This window comes from Chitinophaga tropicalis (genome assembly GCF_009758205.1).
Taxonomy (GTDB): Bacteria; Bacteroidota; Bacteroidia; order Chitinophagales; family Chitinophagaceae; genus Chitinophaga; species Chitinophaga tropicalis.
In genome coordinates this window covers 53,785-78,386 of sequence record NZ_WRXN01000008.1, presented here as the reverse complement: position 1 = coordinate 78,386, position 24,602 = coordinate 53,785, and the positions used below count along the sequence as shown (strand labels likewise).

The window sequence follows — 24,602 nt, the reverse complement described above, 5'->3', positions numbered from 1 at the left end:
AAGTAGTATTCTCGTATAGACTTATTATTTATAAGTTGGCTCCATATCCCAAATAAAAAGGACTCCCCCTCATTGAGAAGGGAATCCTTTTTTATCAACATTTCCTGTAACAAACCTCCCTTTATCAACCCCTGATCAAGTCCACATCAAGTCCACCTCTACTCCACATCAAAAGCATGGATAGTACTACGTTCCCGGCATGTTCCCGGTACATTCCCCCTCACTTACACTATTTACACAACTATTGTATACTACTGCTTTACCATCTTAAGCTGATATCTCCCCTCATCTATCAAAATGATATACAATCCCTTAGGCCATGCTTCTGCCTCTATTTTCCTCCCCGCCTGGAACTGCATATTACAATACACCAGCCGCCCGGAAAGATCAAAAACCTTCACCACATGATTCCCCGGCGCTAAACCCAATAACTGGCTGCTTTCTGTAACGGGATTAGGCGCAAGCCTTACAGCCGACGGACTATCAAAAGGAACAACCGCCATAGTACGCAACGTCAGGAACGAGAACCTTACCACTGAACTAAAGAACCGTCTGTTATCATGTGTCAGCATATTCAACCTGTAATATACTGTTCCGCTAAGTGTGGCCGTATCCCTGAAACTGTACGAACGGGTGGTGCTTGAATTACTTGCAGCATTAACAGTACCTATGGCATTCCACGTCAGCGAATCAAGGCTCCGTTCCACAGTAAAGTTCTTTGTATTCCTTTCGGCACTGGTAGTCCAGTTCAGCTGTGCTTTGGATTGCTGTAACGTTACAGTAAAGCTGGATATCCTGAACGGCCGGGTATACATAGTATCCGGCATACCCTTTACAACAGTACTGAAGAAATGCAGGTTAGTAGTGGTCACCATATTCAACCGGTAATACTGCAGACGGGTATATACGGTAGTATCTGTGAAATTATAAAAGCGGGAGCCTGTATAATTACCTGCAGCTGCTAAAGTACCGACAGTATTCCAGTTCAGGGAGTCGCTGCTATGTTCTATAATAAATTTCGATGTACTTTTTTCATTGTTGCTGTACCATATCAGCTGCAGTTTATCTTTATTCTGCTGCACAGCCAGGTTGGTGATATTAAAGTAGGTATTAGTGCCATAAGCTGTATCAGGCATACCTTTAACGATATTACTGTGGATATAGTGTGTATCTGCAACTATGACATCCAGCCGGTAGAACTGCTTCACTTTACGGACCACAGTATCCAGGTAGCTATAAGAACGCCCTGTGCTGTCATTGCCGGTAGGCGTGATAGTAGCGATATTATTGAAATTGACGGAATCAATGCTCTGTTGTACAACAAACCTGCTCACATTTTTCTGATAAGCTGTGCTCCAGTTCACTTGCAGCTTATTAGTGCTGTTTGTCACGGTAAACGAACTCAATACCACCGGTACCTGTGGAGTAGGAGGGTTCCCGTTACACAATGCCTGTGGAATATTTCTGGCAACTACCCGCGTATATAGCACATAATGCCCGGAGTCATTCAGATGTATGCCATCTCCATAACTATAGGCGCGTTTGATAGAATCATTCGGCTCTGTCATTCCCGTCCAGAAATCGATAGATTTATTTCCGAAGTAGGAGAATGTCCAGTCACGCATCGCTTTCAGGTTGACAACCTGTTGCGCTGAATAATCATTACGGGGCTGTGTCGTGCAAACCCACACCTGTACTCCCTGGGCAGTAGCCGCATCAATAACACGCTGGTAATTTGCCTGCTGCTCTGCCAGTGTATAATTCCTGCCAACATCGTTGGTAGGCAGGTTGATGATGATGGCATGCGGTTGCAGGGATAAAGCCTTGGTGATGTTATGCGCCGTATCCGGAGATGGTCTTGAAGCAGGAGGCACATATCCCGTCGGATTAATATCATAAGTCGTATATCCGCCTACAGCAAGATTATACACCTGGTAACCGGTATTGATGGTTTTCAGGTATTGGGTATAGAGATATACCCAGCTGTGATTGGGTGTAGCGCCCATGCCGGCAGCTGTAGACGAGCCTAATACCACAATTCTGTAAGGAGTACTGCAGCTCTGGGAGTAAGAACAGAAACTGTAAATAGATAGAAGTAGCAGTAGAATTACTGTTCGCATAGTTTGGGAGTTAAACGGGTGAAGAAAAATTGTGTAGCAGGGGTATTCGGGATAGGGATTCTGTTCCCCAAATTACATTTTTTTAACCGGCCGAAGGCCAAAAAAAACGCTTTCACCATTATTGATGAAAGCGCTTTTATATGAGTGATATAAACAACTACTTTGATCCCGCAGCAATGATCTTTTCAAGCGCCTCTTTCCCTCCCTTATTATCAGGATTCATACGGATAGACTTCCTGTACATGATCATTGCATCCTCTTTTTTACCGGTGAGTGAAAGCACTTCTGCATAACTATCATAAACATTCCAGCTCTGGGGGAACAACAACGTATTAAGACGAAGCACTTCCACACCAGCCTGCTGCTGACCATCAAAAAATAACTCCAGCCCACGTATGTTCATCTCCATTTCATCCAGGTAATAATGCGCTGTATCTGATTTCAGCTCATTAAAAACTGTAATGGCATGCTCCGCGTCACCTTTCAGTAATGCTTTAATGTAAACTGATGCGAGCGAGCTTTTACCGGGTGATGGCAGCTGCTTTTTATTCAGCAGATATAAAGTATTCATACCATCTGCATGCACTTTACGGTGAGTAACATTATCCAGCACAATCACCGCTTGCCTTCGTGTAAGATTTCTCATAAATACAGTAACCATTCCTGGTGCGCCACCGGTATGCCATACTACTTTTCCCATAGAGCTGTCCTGTAGTATCTGCCATCCCAGTCCATACCAGGAAACACTGTTACCCCATCCCATAGCGGCTTTCTCACCATTATTCAGCTTCGCGGGAGTAAAGGCGTCTTCCAGCGTAGCTGGTTTCAGCAATTTGCCGTTATATAATGCCTCATCAAATCGCAGCAGGTCGCTGGTGTTGCTTACAACATTCCCCGGCCCGTAAATACTTCCCAGGATTACGGAAGGTATTCTCAGCTGTGGCATGGAAGATACCCGTTTTAAACGGGAAGGATCATAACTGGGAAAGTCATAGTTGATCGTGCGGCTGGTATCATTCACCGGCAACAAAGATGTCTGTACATAAGTATGCCGCATGCCGGCGGGCTTGAAAATGTATTTCTCCAGGTAAGCGGGGAAAGCCATGCCGCTTATTCTCTCAACGATCAATGCCAGCAATGCATAACCGGTATTGGAATAACTCCATTTCTCGCCTGGCGCCGGCATAGACCTGTCATATCCTTTAAGAGCAGGGATCAGGTCTTCATTACTGAATATTTTCCCCGTATCCTTTCTGTGTGGCGCCTCAAAGATCTGGAAGTCCGGCAGCCCTGAAGTATGAGACAGAAGATGCCTGATAGTAATAGCAGGGTAGGGGAAATCAGGCAGATATTTAATAACGGCATCTTCCAGTCGCAACTTGCCCTTATCTTTCAGCTGCAGGATAGCTGTGGATGTGATTGTCTTGGAAACAGACGCAAGATGAAAACCGGAATTCTCATTCACCAGGCGGCTCCCTTCAACATCCGCATAACCAAATGAATGATCATATATTATCTTCCCCTTCTCGGTAACCAGCACATTGCCATTAAATGCAAACTGCTGCACCTCACTGTTAAAAAGACTGTCTATTTCTATCGATTGCGCCTGTAACTGCTGTGCCATAAAGACAAAGCAATACCCCATCATGATCCTGGTGATCTGACTACATTTCATCTGGTACATTTTAAATATCAGGAATATACTCAACTAATGTACGATGGCTTTCGTAGATTGGCAAAAAAAACTGGTTAACAAAAAGCCAATTCTTCCCAATGAAAAAGATCAATTAACTTTTACATACACTTCCACGATCTCCTGGTTAATATTCAGACTATCTATTTTCTCAACACCCTTCTGAACAAGCGTATCATGATGAAAACTAACTTTAAACGAAAAACCCCTGTTCTCCCATTCCCTGGCGCTGCAATAACTCAACTGCTCCTTATAATCCTCCCCGGATAATGTAAATGTACCGGCGCCCGCATCAAATACAGCATTCGCTTCCCCAACATCATGCTTAAAGAACGAAAAATGCGTTGCGTTGAACATCTTTATCATCTCCTGCCCAGCCACAGGAAACGTAGATACTGTATCCCCCTTGGTGATCACCTTGGCAGATACCAGTCGCCATGTACCCGTCAGCGGTTTCTCAGCTACAGGTTGCTCCGGCGCCTTTGGCGCATTACAGCAAAGAAAAAGGATCGAAACGAAGAACGTGGAATTTGCAAATTTCATATAGAGTAAACTGTTAGTTGCTAAAGATAATACCCGGCATTTACTTACGCAACATCTCAAAATCTTACCGTTAGGATAGCTAACTATTTTTAAATGATAAAATCTGTTTTATAGTTAAATACATGTTATATAATAAAAAATATTTAAAAAAGTGGTTATGAGTTGAAGCGCTGTGCCTTAGAATTCATTATTTTAGAACTCCATTTGATTATTAATGGATTGGATTTTGTCAGTGTTAAACAGGATCAAAATAACCTTATCGGATAATTATAATTAATTCCCTCAATCGTCTTTTCTATGAATGGTAGTTTCGAGAATTTACCAGGCTAAACCGGCTAAAGAAGTCACCTCAGAAATCATAGGGCATCCTTACTAGTTGTCTCTGTGTTTATGAACCGTGGTACCCTATTTTATTCGTTTAATGCTGCAACGTTTGGTACAGTGTAACTCCGAATGCAGTTCTCTTTTCCTGTCGGGTTTGTTTTTTATTGTCAAGTGAAATAATGTCAAGGACATCTGGATACTTATGCACATTCGTTACCTCATATTCTCTCACTAAATCATTAAAAAGAAACCTATTATGGCTTCACTAACACCCGCACAACAAGGCCGGTTCCTCAAAATTAACGAGCGACTGGGCATTACAGCCGAAGTAGCTGCAAGACAAATGGAACATTTACAGGCTGCCCAATCCGGCCAGAGAAGTACCCAATCTGGCAAACAGGAACTCGTTTTTTCTTCAGACCCTGTTGAATCTCATGTTCCCCCCATCTATTTAAGCGTAGGATCTATCGCCGATGTAAAAAGACTGGTAGGCGTAGAAGATAATAACGATGACGCACACGTTGCATACCCACAGGCATTTCCTCAGCAATACGCAGACGTATTCCGCACCGCAAAATCAAAAGGAGAAGTATTTGGTAAAGTACATCCCGAATTTTTTGCGCATCTCGAAAAAGCTGCCCATGCTTTCGTAATGGGAAACTCAAGGAAAGTACAGGAATACGAAGAAGCTATTAACGCAGTACTATTCCCCGGAAGAATAGCTGTTTTTACCGGTGAAGACCTTATTATCCCCGCAAACGGTGTCCTGAGAATAACAGGTCCGGATCCTGTATATCTCAATTACCAGTCTATTACCACAGGTGCTGATGCAGAGATATGGATCACCACAAAAGCAACCCTTAACACACAATATTTCAATGCCCAATAAAACCTGATAACATGGCTACAATTTATGTAAAAGGTGATCCGTATACATATCCCGCTTCCAGTGGATATAAAGGAAATATGGGCTCGCAGGGAACTAGAGGGAATGCCGGTAGTTCTACGGATGTTGGCTGTGGAAATTATCGATGTGATTCTCCCCCAACAGACGGTGCGCCGGGATCGCCCGGTGGTACAGGTACCACCGGTGGAGTAGGATTAAAAGGAAGACCTGTGCCACGTCCTGATGTTTATCTCGGCGAAGTGTCCGGACAGGTACTGGTGGTGGTAGGAGGTGGCCCCGGTCAGGATGGCGGTCAGGGTGGTCAGGGTGGCGATGGTGGTCCGGGTGGTCCTCCCGGTTATCGCGATTCCCACAACGCCTGCAATGCAGCTAAAGACGGCCCACAGGGACCAGGCGGCAAAGGTGGGAACGGTGGAAGATCAGGCGATGGTGGTGATGGTGCCTCAGTAACAGTATGGTACACAAAGTTATTGCCAGGAGCTAACATAGAAACAACCACCGAGTTAGGCCAACCCGGCGTACCCGGTCAACCCGGCAGCGGTGGCTCAAGCAGCAATGGTAACCTCGGCCCCGGTGGCCCCGGCAGCCCCGGACAACCAGGGTCACCCTCCTACGTTACCGTACGTCAGCAACCTTAATGAAACTCCACACTCTGTAAGAAAAAAGAAATTCTATGGCTACTACAACTATTATAATCACAGGCGATCCATATACAAACGCAGCGCCTAATGGCGCTACCGGAGGAACAGGCTCAAAAGGGGCCAAAGGAAGCCCCGGAAAGGAATCCTACAATAGCAGCAACTGTACCTTTTCTTGCGATTATGGCCCTTCAAGTGGGGGTAAAGGCGGTACCGGCACCACCGGGTCAAAAGGTACAGACGGCTCCAAAGGGAGACCGGCGCCTCCGGGCACTTTAAATCTCGGGTATGTCAACAACCCGGTAATTGTCAGGGTTGGCGGGGGTACCGGCCAGGACGCAGGCAAAGGCGGTAAAGGTGGTACCGGCGGACCAGGGGGAGATCCTGGCGACAGAGGCCCGAATAACGTTTGCTCGGCAGCTTCCACAGGCCAGCAGGGTTGTGGCGGATATGGAGGCAACGGCGGCCGTGGCGGCGATGGTGGCGACGGCGCCACAATAATTGTGAATTACGATTACTCTTCTCCGTATGTCCCCGGTAGTGAGACCTTCAACGGAAAAGCCGGCAACGGCGGCGATGGCGGAGGTGTCGGAGACGGCTATAACAACTGTGGCACCGGCAGTGGCAGCAGAGGCAGTAACGGCAATCCCGGCTCCAATTCCGAAGTAATCGTCCAGCCAGTTTAAATTGATCATTCCCTCATCATATCCAATCTTCAGGTTTATGGCATCTTCAATCTCCAACCAACTGCTCATAGCAATGGAACAACTGGCCGCACAAGCCAGCATTCCAAATATGAAGAACATCGATCCCAGTCTGCCCCCAGGATGGTCGCTGGACAGAAAGATCTTCAACATAAGCTCCGCCCCCATGGATCCCGTCGTAATACCCAACCAGGGCTTCCTCTCTCATGGCCCTGACGGTAACGGCAACGTAGTATATGTACTTGCCCTCGGTATAACATGGACACAATACCTGGCTTACCAGTACGATGGCCAGTTTAACCAGCAGCAACTACCGGAGGCTATAGCAGGAAAAACTTCGGACGATTGTAAGGTCATGACCATCTACTCCCGCGCTTACCAGGCTTTGCGTAAGCCATTATGGGACGTACTGCCAATGGCAGGAACAAAAAAACTATATCTCTGCGGAATGAGCCTGGGCGCACCTCTGGCACAGATAGCTGCACTCGATCTCCGTCCGGGCAACATCGGCCCGGACAATCAGGATGCGCCCACCTCTGTAACTCCCTGCTACACCTTCTCTGTAGGTAACATTGCCACAAAAGCAATGGCAGATTATTACAAAACAAAAGCACCGGAATCATATACCCACTGGGTAAAAACAAATCTTATCGTGGTCGACAATTTCCCGCAGGAACCTACAGACAACGATTGGCAACCGCTGGGACAGGTTACCCTGGTGCCCTCCAAAATTCCGCTACCGGATGTACCCTGGTGGGAAAGAAGCGACGTCTTCTACCTGCAGGCAATAGGAGGTACTCCCATTCCCGGTGTAGCTATTGCGCCAAGCTTTCCCAATCCGCCTCCGGGCTTTGATCCCGTACTGGCTTCTTCCATGACACAGCTGATAGCAGCTGCCTATCAGCTGGGACAACATCCCGGAGCTACTATTCCATCTACAAACTTTACCCTCGAAGATACCATTGAAGTCAACGACGCCCCATTCGCACTGGTTTTCAGCAGTTCAACCATTATAGCTGTCGCCATCCGTGGATGCACTACCTGGGATGAATTCAACGGCTATACAGCCGATTCCGGCCTGGTGCATCCTTCTTTCGCTCCCACAAATTCCTCTCACGTACAAAGAGGTGCGTATAACGTATACGAATCGCAGGCAGTCGCTACAACCAGCGGAAAGACCGGCCTTTTCGGCGAAGTCCTGTACCAGGTGGTTAAGCCACTGTTGACAGGCACCAGGAAACTCGTTGTGACAGGCCACAGCCTCGGCGGAGCTATCGCCAATATCGCAGCGGCAGATTATGCAATGAGCAGCGACAGAAGCCTCACCGTCGGATCAGTATACACCTTCGGCTGCATACTGATGGCAGACTATGCCTTCGCTCAGGATTATACCAAAGTACTGGGAGATAAAAGCTACCAGATCAGGCGACTGAGCGACAGAATAGCCACAGCAACAGCAGAGATAGGATTACAGGCGGTAGATAAACCTGTCGTACTGAATGGTAGCCTCGAAATTGATGAGATGACGCATCACTCCCTCTACGGCTATCTCAATCTGTTGAACGTCTACACAACAGACCTGCTGAAAAAAGCGAACAGGGAATCCGTTTCCAACGCATAGCTGGACCAGCCCTGCTCAAAAGAACCCCAATTATTTATTGATTTTTTAAAGCCTGAAAGGTGGATAAAACATCAAGCACACGAAAGAAAGCCCTTGCGCGGGTATATACCGTTCCTGTCAGCATGCCTGAACGTGATCTGGAAGACAACAACAGCATCACCTTCACCGGCCTTGACCCCATATTAGGCAGCCTCGGCGTTCTCATAGGATTGCTCTCCGCAAAACCCGGCCCCGGCAATAGCACCATCTACGAACTGAACCCGTCCTGGTTCACGGACCCCATCACCAATATCCGTAATGGAGTAACCGTCAACCCTCAGCAGTTTGAATCATTACTGTCACAGGTTCTGGGACAGGTAGGTGGCAGCGCATTGGGTATACCCGTACAGGATCCCGCACTGCTGGGCACCTGGTATCCCATCAAAAACGGGGAAACACCTACAGGGTTCTACATAGTCAGCTACATCAAAGGGGAAGGAGAGCAGGCAGAAACAGTGCTTGGACTGGGAGTACTGAACACCTGGAATGTGCCCGATACCTCTCCACTGCTAAAGGTGAATGTATGGGGCCTCCTGCCTTTCGTACGCATCGGCAACGGCTCTTTCAATATCACATTCGACAGCCCGGGATATCCCATCAGTATAGGCATTTCTGCGGAAGGTGGCGTAAAGGACCAGCCGCTGGTCAATATCGCCGGACTTTCATTCGACGGCGTGAAATTCAGCGCCATGGTAGACCTGCCCGCAGCAGATCCTTTCAGCGTATCCCTCGAAGTACTCTCACTTAAACTACCGGGAGAGCTGCTGCCCTCCAACCGCTCCCTGGCAGACCTCCTGGCCGTCTCCGGCCAGGAAATACTGGACATAGCGTCCAACCTGTTCATCGGTGCGCTGACATACGTCTTCCCCGGACAGGACCAACGCATCCGCTACATCTCCTCATTGTTTGGCCTCTCTAAAACAGTACCGGGTTTACCCGATGTTAAACTGCCCTTACTGGAATGGTATGACCTCTTCAAAGCTGCCTCAGATCCGGTGGCTTATCCCGGCGGCGTAAAAGCCCTCTTCTTCAACTGGTTCAATGCACTTTGTACGGATAGTGAACAATTGAAAGCCTGGATCACAAGCCTGGCCGGCTTCCTGGGTAACGATCAGCTGACTATAACCGGAACGGGCACACGCATAGACCCTTATGCCGTTACCATTCTTTCCGTCAACAGCGTCGGACAACTGGCATTTACCGTGGCGACAGACGTTGCCGATGGTGGCCTCCGTTATTTTTATCCCGGCCTCTCACTCAAAGGGAACAATATCCCACTGGGTACCTCAGATACGGTATTTGTCATCGGAGCCTCACTGGAATTAGGTTCCTTCGGACTGAGCGAACAGGCCGTGACAGCATCACCCAACATCAGCTTCCTCTTCCATTTTAACCTGAACAACAAGACAGCTGGTACTCCGCTGATAGCCTACGATGGATACAGCTTCGGTTCACTCAGCGGCGGCTTACAACTTGGCACCGGTGGAAAGATAGTACCACAATTCTTACTCAATACAGTTATTACGCCAGATAGCCAGTACGACAGCATCAACCTGCTATCCCCCGGAGAACTGGCAAACGCCGGCGCGGCCGTGCTCAGCGAAGCACTGTCTGCTCTCATTGGCGTCGGACAGAAATCTTTTTCAGACAATATTGCCGCATTGATTGGCCTCATTGCTCCTGCCAGCGCAGGAGCTGGCTGGCCATCCACGCTGGTGCCGCCATTCTCACCTGCAGGTATGGTAACCTCCATCCTCAACCCGGTGTCTGCATTGGCTGACTACTATTCCAGTGTGCTCAGCTACGCACAACAGGTAGACGGTAAAGCAGCCTTCTCCTGGATGGTGAACGAACTTGCCTTATTGCTGCAGGTGGCTGCTGACGGCAGCACTATCACCGTCGATGGTGACGGTACACCTACTACGCCCTGGAAAGCAGGCATCTCACTGAACGGTAATAATCTGCCTGCCTATGTAACTGCTTATCAGCAAGCTGTGGATGGCGTTACTACTTTGGTACTTGGTGTGGAATTAATGCCCGTTATTACCATCGGTTCAATACAGATCGCTCCTTCCCTCAATATAGACGCTGTAAGTATCACTTTCCCTCACGGGGATAATGGCATCATTGCCGACTGGTTGCCACAGATAGCGGCAAAACTTACCTTGCCACAGGGCATTACAACACCTTCCATAGCCGGTGTAGTGGTAAGCGTTAGTAAAGCGCAGCTCTCCGCACAATGGGCCCGCACAGGAGGATGGTCATGGTCTATGTACGTTGATGCACCTACGCTGATCGTCGACGGACAAAACATCGTACTTGGACAAAGCCTCAACTTCAGCAAGCTGAAAGACCTGGAAGACCTGGTAAGAAATTCCCAGCAAACCTTCAATCCCTTCCTGGTGGCAGCATTGGGCGCAGTGCTCACCCGCTTTGAAACAAGAGCCGGATTACTGATGACAGGCGCCCTGGGGTTATTACCAGACATCTCCAAATCTCCCATCTTTCCCCAGGGATTGCAATGGCAGGGATTCCCGCAACTGTCCATCAGCAACCTCAGCGATCCCTGGCCGGATATCAGGAACCAGCTGGCAGCAGCTTTCAATACCACCCAGACAGCAGATAGCCTGCTATCACTTCTCTCATGGACCATTAACAACTCCATGACCACCGCGCCTGCCATCAAAGGCACAGGTACTTTCGACGATCCTTACAGCACACCTTTGCCCAAAGGTTTTGAAGCTATATTCTGGTATGATACTGCGGATAAGATACTTGGCATTGGCGCCGGCCGTACAGATAGCTGGGCATATCAGCAGGTAAGCGTAGACCTCTCCACCCGCCTGAATGGCATAAAGTATAGCCTGCAGAACGGAACGTTTGTACTTGACCAGCAGGCGCCCTCACTTAGCTTCCTGTGTACCTTATATAATCCCGGCGGGCTCCTCGTAAACCTTCCTGCCTCCATCGGCAGCCTGGAAAAAGCCATTATCGGGTTTAACATCAATCTCTCCGGCGGCAGCATTAAGTTCACCCCTGTAGTAACCCTGGTAAACATCACCATTCCGGGGCAACAGGTAGCTACTTACACCCTGCAGGACTTCCTCTCGGCCAATTTCCACGCTTCCCTGCAAAGCGCTTTCCTGGCTATGCTGAACGCAGGTATCCAAAAAGCCATAGCAGAGGTAAAAGAAAAACCGTTGTTCCAGACAGCCTACGGACTGCTGGAAATGCTGGGACTGGCGCTGGAAAGAATACCCACCAGGGATGCGGCAGACCAGTTATATGGCATCAACTCCGCCGGTTGGAATGCCCTGCTGGCAAACTTTGACACATTCATCGATACGCAGTTACAACAGCTGCTCTCTCTTGAAGCAGAAAGAGAGGTGTTGTTCAGCTTCATCGCAGAGGTATTACAGACCAACCTGCCGGAGTTCCCCACAGCAGCGCTGGAACTGCTGTCAGGACTGGATATCTGCGGCCCGGCTGAAGAAGGCTATCCGCTCTATCCACAGGCATTGCTGGAAGTGGTTTCAAACCCCGTTACCGCACTGAAAACCCGCTTTGAAGCGCTGTTCGCCGCCAGCAATACAGAAGAGCTGAAAACATTGATCGCAGAGCTGACTAAGTATATCCCCGATATACAATTCGGCAACTTCACATTTGGCGCAGATGGAAAAGGCGTGGTAAGCCTGCGCGTATTACCGCAATATGCATTCACGTTAGGCGGACTGCTCAACATCACCGGCGGTATACAGATGGACCTTAACAACCGCCAGCTCACAGCTGCGCTGGACCTGTACTGTCCCAAAGTCGGCTTTACCCTTGATAACAATATCATACTCAAGTTCCTGAATGACACACCGGAAGTGTTGTTCACCTCAGCATTGATCTGGGGTGACAGCACTAAACCCTCAGCCGTGCCCCTGCAGCTGATACCATTTAAAACTGACGCTTTCCTTGACCAGGTAGCTTATCTCGCACCCGTGTATACGCTCAACATCATGCTCAACGCCGTGTTTGAAGAGCAGCTGGTAAGGAAGTACCCATTGGTGCAACAGGTCTTCAAAGGCCTGGGCCTTGTACAGGAGCTGCTGCCTGCAGGAAAAGTAAATGGCAGGGCCATAGGCCAGCAGTCAGAACCTGAGCTCTGGCAGATGTATTCCCTGCTGGGTATACTAAAAGATCCTCTCGGCTGGCTCCTCTCTGACCAGGTATTGGGAGATAACGGTAAGTTCAGCATCGCCAAACTGGCGGCCATGCTGGGTAAACTGCCTGCAGTATCTTCTTCCAATGGCATCAGCATTGCGCCTGTTACCAACGGTACCAGTATCACAGGCCTTCCTTACGGTTTTGAAGTAAACATCACCGGCGCCGATCAGAAAGCTGCCTTCTCATTTGCGGCTAAGGATATCAATATTGCGGACGATCTGGGTATCCTGAATAAACTTTCCTTTGGCGTCACGTTAGACCAGAACTATCAGCCTGCCTTTGCAGGAGAGCTGACCCTCTCTTCCGGCTCCAAACTGCCAGTAGCCTTCTACACAAACACAGGATATAATGAAGCATTCTTCCTGAAAATAGGGCAGGGCTCTGCCAGTGCACCTTCAGGAGTTTCCCTGCAACTGTTACCTTTCCTGGGATGGGGTAGCCTGCTGGGCCAGGCGGCCAGCCTGGCTGCTGCGGCACTCATCAACCAGCTGGTGCCCACATTGCTGCAGAAACTATCTGCCGCCGGCGCATCTGATTTTGTGAACCGCCTCACTACCTTCGGCAACCTGGTAGATGTACAGACGCTGGTTAACAATATCATCAACGCTCTCAACCCCGCTGTACGTGGCGGCAAAACACAGCTCGACCTCCTGGAAGATGTGGAGGCCGTAGCGCTGGCATGGCTGAAAGGCCTCTTTACCACCGCTAAAGCGCCCGACACGGTAGATGCTATCATTGCCATGTTATCAGGCGTATTATCCGGTTTAAGCCGGGATAACGGCTGTCTGCTATACAAACCCAGCGATCAGCTTCCTATCACCATTAAAACCGGTTTAAACAGCGATAGCCTGCTGGGGCTGTGGGTACAACTGAACCTGCCTTCCACCCAGCTGCTGCGTATAGACATTGCAGATACCGGGGTAGGCGTCAATACCGCAGACGGCACAGTACACTTCAACTTTGGCTTCCATGCCCTCGTGCCGCTGGATGGTACTACAGGTCCGGAACTGTCATTAAGCTATGTGCCCGGTCAAAGCTTTACGCTGGACTTCGACCCGCTGGGCGATGCTGCTGATTTCAGCAAACAGTCTGACCTCTGCCGCGAACTGTTGCCATCTTTCTTCCCTGGCGATGGGGACCTGGGGGCAAAAGTAGGCAGCTGGCTCCTCGACGTTATCAAGATTGTACTGCCTCGTTATGTGTCTGTACTGGTATTGAATATAGACAAGATCAAAACCTGGCTGGAAACCCCCATTGTGGCCGCGGCCAACGCGCCCACACCGGCCCTCCTGCTGGAAGCCATGTCCCTCATCGTTAATGAGAACAACAGGTACAGCCTCAACACAATAGATAACCTCAGCAAACTCACACCAGGCAGCTTCTTCGGCAACCTGCTGCTCACACTGATGAAGAATAAACTGACACTGCTCACCTTCGGCACAGATAACAAAGGGAGCATTGTCATAGGGCCTAAAGACGGTACGCCGGACTACTACGGAGTACGGCTGGTAGCGCCCAACCTCAAACTGGCGGCCATCCCCAACCTTGTACTGCAACTGGGAGATAACACCCCCGGCAACGATGAATGGATAGTTAAAAGCGGCGGCAAACCAGGAGACCCCGGCATCGGGTTCTACCTGCCTGTGAAGTCAGACAACGGCAACGTCTCGGTCGATTTCGGACTGTTCATGATGATGCTCTACAATCTCGGCTTCGACTTTATAGGCACTGACGGCAAACCACTGGTAGATCTTTCCCGCTTCAAAATAGGGAAGGTACAACCCCGTGCAATATTCGGCCTGGACTTTAAAGGCAGCAACGCACCGGACGTATACTTCGGGGCCGCTGTAACACTGGACGATATACGCATTTCTCTCTCCCCGGCAGAACTGGCCAGCGGTGGCGGCAACAACCCCATTGCCAATAACATACTGGGATCCGGCACTACAAATAAGAACACCAATCCGCCTACAGACCCGGCTTTCTCCGTTACCACTGCCTACAGCAGCAAACTCTGGGTAAACCTGAAGAGCAGCAGCGGCAACGGTAATGAAGTGATCCTGCCCGTACAACGTGGCTTCGGACCTTTGTATATAGATAGCCTTGGACTGGGCTGGGAAGATCAGCAGAAGTTGCTGAAATTCCTCTTCACCGGCAGTGTAGACCTCGCAGGACTGAAGGCTTCCGTAATCGGATTGAGAGTAGGAGTACCGGTAACTACACCTACTGACTTCGGCGCCTATACGGTAGACCTGGACGGCCTTGACATCAGCTTCAGAGGCGGGGCTGTAGAGATTAACGGTGGCTTCGTGAAAACTGAAATAACCGATGGGGGCAATACTTATGTAAGCTACAACGGCATTGCAGTTATCAAGGCGGGCACCTTCTCACTTATGGCGCTGGGCTCTTACGCTGAAGTACCGGTATCTCCCAACCCTGGGGCAGACACGGCGCCTTCACTGTTCATCTTTGCCGTACTGAACGCTCCGCTGGGAGGCGTACCTGCCTTCTTCATCACCGGAGTAGCAGCCGGCTTCAGCTTCAACAGGTCTATACAGATTCCCAATATCACAGAGGTTCAGGACTTCCCGCTGCTGAAAGGCCTGGTAGATGGCTCCTTCGCAGAAGGAGAAGACCCCGGCAAAGCATTGGTAGCACTGTCTGCCGTGGTAAAACCGGAAGTAGGTCAGTACTGGCTGGCAGCAGGTATCAAGTTCACTTCATTTGAACTGATCACCTCTTCAGCACTGCTCTTCTTCAGCTTCGGCAAAGACTGGGAAGTGAACCTGCTGGGTCTTAGCTTCGCATCTTTACCGCCACGCATTCCTAAAAGCCTGGCCCTGGCCTACTTCGAACTGGCCATTAAAGTTTCCTTCAAACCTGAGCTGGGCATTATCTCTGCAGAAGCGCAACTGACCCCCAACTCATTCGTCCTCTCTAACGATTGTAAGGTCACCGGCGGCTTTGCCTTCTTCCTCTGGTATAAGACCATCGTCACAAAAGATTACACTATACCGGCGGGCGATTTTGTGATCTCCCTCGGCGGCTATCACCCTTCATTCCAGAAGCCTGTCTATTACCCCGAAGTACCCCGCCTGGGACTGCAATGGAAGATGGACATCAGCGTAGGCAGCATCAGCATAGGCGGCGGAGCTTACTTCGCTCTCTGCCCCACAGCTGTAATGGCGGGCGGCTATATCAACGTCGCTTACCAGCTGGGACCGTTGAAAGCATGGCTCAGCGCTTACGCCAATTTCCTCATAGAATGGAAACCATTCTACTTTAATGTGGATATAGGCATTACAGTAGGCGCATCCTTCGGTACTACCATAGCGGGCATCTCCCTGACCATCAAGGCAGAGCTGGGTGCACAATTACACCTGGAAGGCCCTCCAACACACGGACATGTTCATGTGGACTGGTACGTTATTTCCTTTACTATCCCCATCGGATCAGGAACCACAGCTACTGACAATAAAAACCTTACCTGGGCTGCCTTTGCAGATTCCTTCCTGCCTGCGCCGGAAATATCGGAAACACGCTCCCGAAGCGGTGTTCGCTTACTCAATGCAGACCCCGTACAACAGGTAGTGAAATGGGCGGCAGAAGCAGGTTTACAGAGTGAGAACAACAATCTCTGGTCAATCCAGCCATATCCGTTCTCTTTCTCACTCAAAACATCTATACCAGCCTCGCTGACCACCGTAGCCAATTCAGATTACAGTCAGCAGGGCATTAAGGTAGGCGTACGCCCTATGGGTATGGTAACAGACCTCAACTCACCACTTACTATCACCATCACAAATGCAAAAGGAGAACAGGTCAACCTGAAAGAACGCAACATCAGGATCTCTGCGTTCAGCAACGGGGCTCCGGGCGCATTATGGTCTAAAGACGGCCTGAATAAGCGCCAGCCGCCCGATCCGTCTAAAATGCTGATCCCTGACGCGTCATTCGGACTGGTCTTTGATGGCGACCAGTACGTTTTCATAGGAGAGGTCATTCCTTTCCCTATAATCAACCTGGCGTATACCCTGGGCGATCCCAAACTGCTGCCCTTTAAGAATACACCAGGCTACCCGGCAGCACAACGCTATCCTGACTCAGACCAGGCTACGGCTTACCAGGTCATCATGAACTCCATCATGACGCAGGCTACTATCGCCAAACGCAATGAAGTATATGCGGCATTGCAGCTAAGCAGTATAGAAGCTCCGCTGGATCCCGATCTGACAGTGATGGCCTCTTCCGCCAATTTCATCCTCCAGGCATTGCCTGTCATTGCCCGCATCGGCATCTACCAGAATGGCGGCGTACCGGAAGCAGCAAAACAGGTGAACAGAAGCGCAACAAGATCTTTTGCAGCTCCGGCAGAAGCTCCTCTCGTAGAGCCCAGGCTGTTAGGTATGCTGAAACGCTATAAAGTAAAACGGAATACAGATACAGCTACGAGAGGCACAGGCAGAAGCCTGGGTGTGAAGAGCAGCTGGCAGCATACCGGTGGGCTCACCAGGAAGAACATTCCTCAGTCGCAGGCCATGAAACGCGGCCTTGCTGCCAATACCAGAACACTCTACGACGGCAGCGTGGCATTATGGGCAATAGACAACAGGGCGCTGACCACCCTGCAGCTGGACGGAAACCTGCCGGTACGGGTCATCAGCTTCGACGCACATGGGGCCATATTATCCTACAGGTACGTTGCTGGTGAAAAGTCCTTCGCTTTACCACAGGGTGCAGCGCAGGTGGCTGTACAGGGCTATGAAGCTGATGGATCAATGATCACCGGCTGGCAGAAAGATACCCATCTCTCCAAAGTAAATGAAGTATGGGCATTGGGCGATGCTGCTATGATCAGAGTACAGAACAGTCAACGCATACGCGTAAGATCTGCTCATGCAGATGCAGGTGTCATAGATACAGCAAAACTGCTGCGTGAAAACTATGTGCTGGGTCTTGACGATCAACCGGTGAAAGGCTGGATCCAGGCCGTTTTCCCGGAAGGAACAAAATACCTGGGCGTAAAAGTAGATAAGGATGCAGCACCTGACGTATGGATAGCTGCGAATAGTATCCCCGGCGGCAGCGGTGCTAAGAGTGAACTGGTGAAGAAGGTGGTGCTGACAAACGGCTTCCTCTTCATTTACCAGGTACCGGCAGGTAATACGCAGGTTGAATTCTATGGTGTACTGGCCACAGTAAGAGACCAGGACAGCCAGATCACCGGTATGTACGGCTTCAGCGAATTGCCCAAAAATGCAAAGACTAAGCTGAAAGACTTATCACTCAACAACGCCGGTCTTGATCTCTCAGCAGCAACAGTAAGCACGGTTAAAATAAGCATACAATCAAAACTATAATTCCATGAATGCAGGTTTGAGTACTGAGCCGGGAACAGTGGCTCCTGGACAGATCCAGTTCTTCGATTCTATTCAGCCACCGCTGGAAGCAGGTGAATATACCCTGTCCGCAGAACAGCAGATACTGGATATACCGGGAGAAACGGTAAAACCTTACATCTCCACACAACAGGTGCTGATAGACGGGCCCCGTTTCTCCATCAACCCCTCACAGATCCATACCCTCTATCCGCCTGCCAATCAGCAGGGATTGTATGACAACGTACTACCCAATATTGTATTCAATAACTTCTCATTGCCCTGGGCCCGTCCCATAGATCCTGCCGCATCACAACAACTGAAAGGCAGCGAAGCAGCAAAGGACGGCGCAGGCAATGTCATACCCTGGATGGGTTTGCTGACCTTATATCCGGCCGATCTCGATACCACAGGCGGTACATCTAAGGTCAGTAACCCCAAAACCGTGACAGTAAGTCAACTGGCAGCACCGGAAGATCCAAAGATCCTCCCACCCGTATTGGGTAATCTTTTCGGTGCAGAAGATGAGAAAGTGACCGTTGTTGATCTTGACCTCAGCTTCTTTCAGTCTATCTCCCCAAAACTATCGGAACTGCCGTTCCTGGCGCATGCCCGGACAGTGAACACAGGGGGGAAGATCCTGCTGGGCATGGACGATGACGGTTGCTTCTCTCTTGTTATCGGTAACCGCCTGCCACAGGCCGGCGGCCGTAACAGCGTCTTCCTGGTTTCCTATGAAGGGCACCAGGACCACCTCAGAGGTAGCACCATCCCGGGCAACTACACAAAGATCCGCCTTTGCCTGCTGGGGGCCTGGCAGTTTACTGTCAACGCCGCACAGGGCAGCTTCATCAAACTCATGGGCGATCTCTGTGAAAAAGGAAGGGGAGGGGTAACCCTCTTCGGCATGCCTGAAAGCGCCGCTACCAGCGCCTTGTCAGCCACCGCAAAAGAAGCATTGGAAATAGGATATATCCCATTGCAAAACAACATGCGGCAGGGAGAAACAGCCACTTCCTGGTACCGCGGGCCTCTGATGCCTGCGCCTACAAAAAGGGACTTCGCATATGGGCCTTATCACTACAGCGATCACGCAATACAATACGATCCAGAATACGGACTGTTCAACCACGCCTACAGCGCCGCATGGCAGATAGGACGATTGCTGGCCCTTTCTGACGCCAGTTTCTCCATCGCCCTCTTCCAGTGGAGGAACCGCTACCTCAGAGCAATAGTGGCCAACGCCAGGAAAGTAGGCACAGATAAGCTCCAGGTCATCGCCGGCAACGAAGCCGATGGAATGCTGGCCGCTGTAAGAAGCCTGTTTACAGCAAGCTTCAGGAACGTTGACTGGCCGCAGGTGAAATTAAGAACATCAGCAACGCCGGATCCGCAATTGCCGGGAGTGCTCACAGAACAGGAGAAAGAAGCCATGTTCGAGAATGATGAAGACCCTTTACTGGTACTTACTAAAAAAATAAAAGGAGCGTAATTATGAAATCCTGGGGAAATCGTGATACCATTCACAGAACAGTAGTGAACAACATACTGTCTGCCAGAGACGAAAAAGGAGCGGCGCCCGAATTGCCGGACAAGCTTACATACTGGCTGGCACAGCTATCACTGCTGTATGGCGTGCCGGTAGAATACCTCGTCCCTGACGATCGTCTGCTGCCCACAGAATCCATGCGGTTCTTCTACATAGACAGGAACTGGCAGGACAGGCTCATAGACGGCGCCCTCAGCGTAGGCGTGTTCTCTTCACGGGAAAAGATCTTCAACGAAGCCTTCTTCGAAAGCATCTATGAACAGGTAGATATCATGCAGCAACAGCTGCGCGCCATGCTCAGGAAAGAAACCCCTCCTGATGTGACGGAAGCCGGTGGCCCCATCTCCGGTCTCATATTCCGCTCCTGCGTAGTGTCAGGATGGCCGGGAATGGAAATAGAAGCATTTAAGGAAGATAAAAAACTGGACATACTACGTATGGACCGGCTTTCAGATAATGTCCTGCTCTGCCTCTTCAACGGAGTGCCCGATACAGTGAATTTTATAGAACCGGGCGAAGGATTGCACTTCGGCATCGTACGTGATACTCCCACATCTGATACCTTCCAGGTATACCTGAGAGGCCTGGGCTTTCCCGATAACAGCACATACCCGGCAGGAGAACAGATCAAAGCAGGCAGCAATTATCTCAAAGCAAGCGGCACCCTGCTCACCGGCGCCGGACAGGAACCCGGCGTACTGGATATAGATGGGTTAAGAGCCAGCATCACAGCGGCCATGCCCCAGGGAGCGCTGAAAGATGGCGTACTGACGCCCTCAGAACTGGCTATACAACTGGTACAGGGAGCCGGCAAACAGACCTACAATCTCAATTCTCCTGAATGTTTCTTCAGTCCCCCTCAAAATGAAAACTAAGATGGCAAACGACATATATATGCCCATGTGGCCCGGACCAGTTGTAATGGTACCGATGATAACAGATATCCTCCTCATCGGGAAACCTGACTATTTTTCAGATACCACCTGGTCAGGTACTAAAGACAATTATTACAAGCTCTGGATGCAGATGGACGGAGATGAGCCCTCGCCTTTCAATGAAGCTCCCTGTCCCTTGCCAGGCGCCCACCTTATGTGGACGTTGCCATACACCCTGCGCAAAGGGGAACAGTCAGATAATGCCAGCGACGGTACAGACGTGAACTTCCCGCTGGCGCCCAACCGCTGGCTCATCACCCGCTTCAGATACCAGGTGCAGGACTCCGATCCAACTCAGGGGGCGCCGGAAGTAAGCGCTGTTATAGTACAGAGTGATATGCTGTTCAGCATAGAAGACCTCTCGCCTGAACAACTGGATAACGGCCCCAGCCAATATCCCGTCCCGGAAGACCTGGACTTCCCCGTAAAAGGAATAGGCGTCAATACAGATCTCGCATCGTTTGACGGTAAAGCAATGCCCGCACGTCCCTTTGTAAAGGCCGTTGGCCCGGGAGATGTGTCATGGTCCGTTGCATATGACAACGTCAAGAACGTCTTCTCTCTGCATGATGACCTGGGACCAGATATAGCACGCTATAACTACTCCATCATAGGCTGGTATGATAACCCCGAAAATGATATCCTCATCAACCTTCCGACAGATTCTGACGAAGCATGGCAACAGGGAATTGCGGCACTGGCAGAATGGGGCGTAGGAGATAGCGTAGCCGATGTACAGGAAGCCGTACAGGCATGGGAGTTATGGCAGCAGCAACATGGACTGACCGGCAGCTGGGACCCCTCTAAGATAGACCTGCCCCAGCAGGCGAAAGATGCTATCATAGCATGGCATAACTGGCAACAGCAACACGGCATAACCGACACTATGCCTCCACTGCCCAAACAGACACTCTGCCACTCGCAGGCCTGCATATTCTGGCAGGGAGACGGACACGCATATGGTACCGGAGTTCCAAATAAAGGAGACGGGGGAGAACTCATTTTCCCCGATGTAGCCATCGGTAACAATGCGGTAGAAGCCATTGCTACCTACATGGCCAATATGGTAGTAAATGAAAGGTCACAGGGCAGCGAAGACATTCCCATCATTGAAAGAGCGCTGGAAGCATTCCAGAAAGACCTGCTGGCCGATCTCGAGGCAGATCCTGTCAAAGTAGAAACAGCTATTCATAATGACCGCTTTGAACTGTTTTACGGCGGACAAATATGGGTAGTGGTACGGCCGGAAAGTTCAAAGGAAGATATCCTCGGCACCGGCGGACAACAAAGCATACCGCTTACTCCACAGGAAACAGAGGCCCTGATAGCGCTCAACCGGCAACAGATGGGCGTCAATGAACTGGTAGGACTCATACAGACCCAACGCCAGGAACTGTTTATGCTGTCCATAAAACAAAACCTTCTTAAACGCCAGGACCCTCCATCCGTAAAAGAAAAAGTAAGCCAGAGCATTACCGCCATCAAAAGCTCGCTGGCAGGCAATATCAACAACTACAACCAGCAGGTGGTCGCAGTAAAAAGCGCCGCCGATGCCCTGAAAGCTACACTGGGAGATGACTATGTGCTCAAAGCTATCGACATGCCGGCATCTGCACAGCCCACAGACCCGGTTATCATGATCAGCGGCGGACAACTCGACACCAAACTCACCGCGCCCGGACAGTACAGCGAAGATGAACAGCTCTTCGTACGTTTTACGGGCCAGAATATAACAGGCATAGAAGTCTCCTATACAATGGGAGGCGATACAAAAACTTATACATTAGGGGCAGCAGATATCCTCAGTAAAGCACAGATGCCCGCATGGAACGCCATCCCCAAAGAAGCGATGGACCTCTGGATCGAATCAGTCCTGCTGGACCCCGATAGCTGCACCTTCCTGGCCTCCCTCTATTTCATGAGGCGTGGAGTAACACCCAGCCCGGCAGATCTGGCGCAGCTGGCAGCCCAGATAAAAACACAGCAAACCTCCGTATGGAACGACAGCGAAGCGCTCGGATTCCCCGCGCAGGCGCTCAAAGAAGTAGCCGGCTTCACCGGCGTACTGCCCTCACCGATAGCCGTATCAGTAATAGTGAAACAACCATGGTCACCCATCTATATGGACTGGTCACTTAGCTGGTACCCCACATCGCTCGACGTGAACGGGGCATTGAAAGACTGGAAGCTGGGAGATATAGATTTCGAATGGACAGGGAATAATATCCCATCCTCCGGCGGACTGCTATTCTACGGTCGCACTGTACTGAACGCAAAAACTGCGCAGGTCATACAAACCAAACTCTCCCAGTTTGAAGACGATCCCATCTACAACACGCTGCCTGACTTTGTAATAACAGACCTGGAAGTAGTGGCCGCAAAGATCGGCAAGATAGATATCCTGACACAGTCCATGAGCGGCTTCACCAAACAATTGGCCACACAGCTCATCTCCATGAACACCTACCCCGATGAACAATCAGTATTACAGCTGCTGGGCAATACAGACGCTAATTTCAAACCTGTAACAGGAGATGCTGATCAGCAAACAGCAAAACCATTCTTCCCCATCAGGTCAGGACATTTCTCTGTCACAGACCTCTGGGTGGTAGATGCTTTCGGACAGGTCATGCGCTGCAAAGACCCCGGACTGAAGCTCCTGCCAAAAATAAAATGGGCAGAAAACCTCATAACACAAAGCCCTAATTACTCCGGAGACGGTACCATCTACGGACAATTGGCGCCACGATTGGCACAACCCACACTGGCAAGAATGAATCTGCTGAAAAATGATGATGACAACATCCTCACCAACTCATCTGATCTTACCAATCCTATCTGCGGTTGGGTAATGGCCAATCACCTGGACGATTCTCTCATCATCTTTGATGCGGATGGTCACAACCAGGGCTCAGTTATTAAAGTACAGAAAGAAGTAACAGACGATCATAAAAGTGATGAAGACCATTATACCATCAGGTGGGATGCCGCTCCGGGACTGAACACCGCCCTGGGTGCTCCGCCTGAACTTGAGAATGCGCACCTGCAGGCCTTTGTGAACAACCTGCTGCGTACAGGCTTTGACGGTGCCGGCGCATATAATGATCTCATAGCTGCCATAGATGCTACACTGTGGACTGCTGAAACTTTCAAGGATGCCGCCAGTAACCAGGCTATCCTGCTGGGCAAACCCCTGGCAGTGGTAAGGGCCGAAGTCAGCCTCACCCTGGGAGGTAACCCCATCTATAACCAGAGCTGGATTGACACCGGGAAATATTACAACCAATCCGGTGTATACGATCCCGTTAATCCTCCCTTTATGTCTGTGCCTTTCCCGCTGCGCGTAGGAGATCCTTTACTGGCAGATAACGGCGTGATAGGCTATTTCCAGGCAGATGATTACCAGACCTTCTACGCCGTATACGACGCGGCACAGACAGGTAAGGCCATCAGCATGTTCCGCAGCAGGGAACAAAGAGACCTGCGCGGTCTGGCAGACGGCATGCAGACAAACAACGCATTTGAAAGCGGGTATGTACAGGGAGGACATGTAATAGACCTTTCTGCGGATAGCAGTACAGTAAAACTGACCATGCTGGTAGATCCCAGCGGTATCATCCCTGTAGTGCCGGGCAGCCTGCCGGCAAATACGCTCAGCCTCCCCGGCGGACCGGTTTCCAACGCCCTCATGGCGCTGAAATCTACCTTCCGCGCCGGACCATTACTGCTCGATCCGTTAAAGATCAAAATGCCTACGCCGGCAGAAGTACATGGCTCCTGGGGATGGATGGCCCGCAGAGATGTAACCAGCTGGAACCCGGAAGTACCAATAGAACAATACTCTCCCCTGGCTACTATGGAACAGGAGGACCTGAAACTGATAGAAGGATGGATCACACTGTCAAACGCAAATTCTCTTGAAAACAATTAAGCTGATCA

11 protein-coding genes are annotated in these 24,602 nt (G+C 50.2%); 8 read left to right on the top strand and 3 right to left on the bottom strand.

Annotated features, from left to right (window positions below; all coding sequences use genetic code 11):
- Nucleotides 1–251: 251 nt before the first annotated feature.
- The 3 genes from GO493_RS18390 to GO493_RS18380 form a co-directional block, all read right to left on the bottom strand.
- Nucleotides 252–2,120, bottom strand: a complete 1,869-nt coding sequence (locus GO493_RS18390) for a GDSL-type esterase/lipase family protein (RefSeq protein WP_157307692.1) — start codon at nt 2,118–2,120, stop codon at nt 252–254.
- 157 nt (nt 2,121–2,277) lie between these two features.
- Nucleotides 2,278–3,795, bottom strand: coding sequence for a serine hydrolase domain-containing protein (locus GO493_RS18385; protein WP_157307691.1), 1,518 nt, complete (start codon nt 3,793–3,795; stop codon nt 2,278–2,280).
- A 108-nt stretch (nt 3,796–3,903) separates the two neighbouring features.
- The gene (locus GO493_RS18380) at nt 3,904–4,356 is read right to left on the bottom strand and encodes a hypothetical protein (RefSeq protein ID WP_157307690.1); all 453 of its coding nucleotides are present in this window, start codon (nt 4,354–4,356) and stop codon (nt 3,904–3,906) included.
- 580 nt (nt 4,357–4,936) lie between these two features.
- On the opposite strand from GO493_RS18380, the gene GO493_RS18375 reads away from it, so the two are divergent.
- The 8 genes from GO493_RS18375 to GO493_RS18340 are packed head-to-tail and all read left to right on the top strand — an operon-like array spanning nt 4,937 to nt 24,594.
- The gene (locus GO493_RS18375; protein ID WP_157307689.1) at nt 4,937–5,569 is read left to right on the top strand and encodes a hypothetical protein; all 633 of its coding nucleotides are present in this window, start codon (nt 4,937–4,939) and stop codon (nt 5,567–5,569) included.
- Nucleotides 5,570–5,580: 11 nt separating this feature from the next.
- The gene (locus GO493_RS31275) at nt 5,581–6,225 is read left to right on the top strand and encodes a hypothetical protein (RefSeq protein ID WP_157307688.1); all 645 of its coding nucleotides are present in this window, start codon (nt 5,581–5,583) and stop codon (nt 6,223–6,225) included.
- Nucleotides 6,226–6,260: 35 nt separating this feature from the next.
- Nucleotides 6,261–6,911 (top strand): hypothetical protein, encoded by a 651-nt coding sequence (locus tag GO493_RS18365; protein WP_157307687.1) that lies wholly within the window; start codon nt 6,261–6,263, stop codon nt 6,909–6,911.
- A gap of 37 nt (nt 6,912–6,948) precedes the next feature.
- Nucleotides 6,949–8,550: a lipase family protein gene (locus tag GO493_RS18360; protein WP_157307686.1), complete on the top strand. Its 1,602-nt coding sequence runs from the start codon at nt 6,949–6,951 to the stop codon at nt 8,548–8,550.
- Nucleotides 8,551–8,609: 59 nt separating this feature from the next.
- Entirely contained in the window at nt 8,610–18,161 is a 9,552-nt protein-coding gene (locus GO493_RS18355; RefSeq protein WP_157307685.1) for a DUF6603 domain-containing protein, read from the top strand.
- Nucleotides 18,162–18,165: 4 nt separating this feature from the next.
- A complete protein-coding gene (locus GO493_RS18350) occupies nt 18,166–19,671 on the top strand; it encodes a hypothetical protein (RefSeq protein WP_157307684.1) in 1,506 nt (501 codons plus the stop codon).
- 2 nt (nt 19,672–19,673) lie between these two features.
- Nucleotides 19,674–20,603 carry a hypothetical protein gene (locus GO493_RS18345; protein ID WP_157307683.1) on the top strand — a complete coding sequence of 310 codons (930 nt, stop codon included), beginning with the start codon at nt 19,674–19,676 and terminating at the stop codon, nt 20,601–20,603.
- Nucleotide 20,604: 1 nt separating this feature from the next.
- The gene (locus tag GO493_RS18340; RefSeq protein ID WP_157307682.1) at nt 20,605–24,594 is read left to right on the top strand and encodes a hypothetical protein; all 3,990 of its coding nucleotides are present in this window, start codon (nt 20,605–20,607) and stop codon (nt 24,592–24,594) included.
- Nucleotides 24,595–24,602 lie beyond the last annotated feature (8 nt).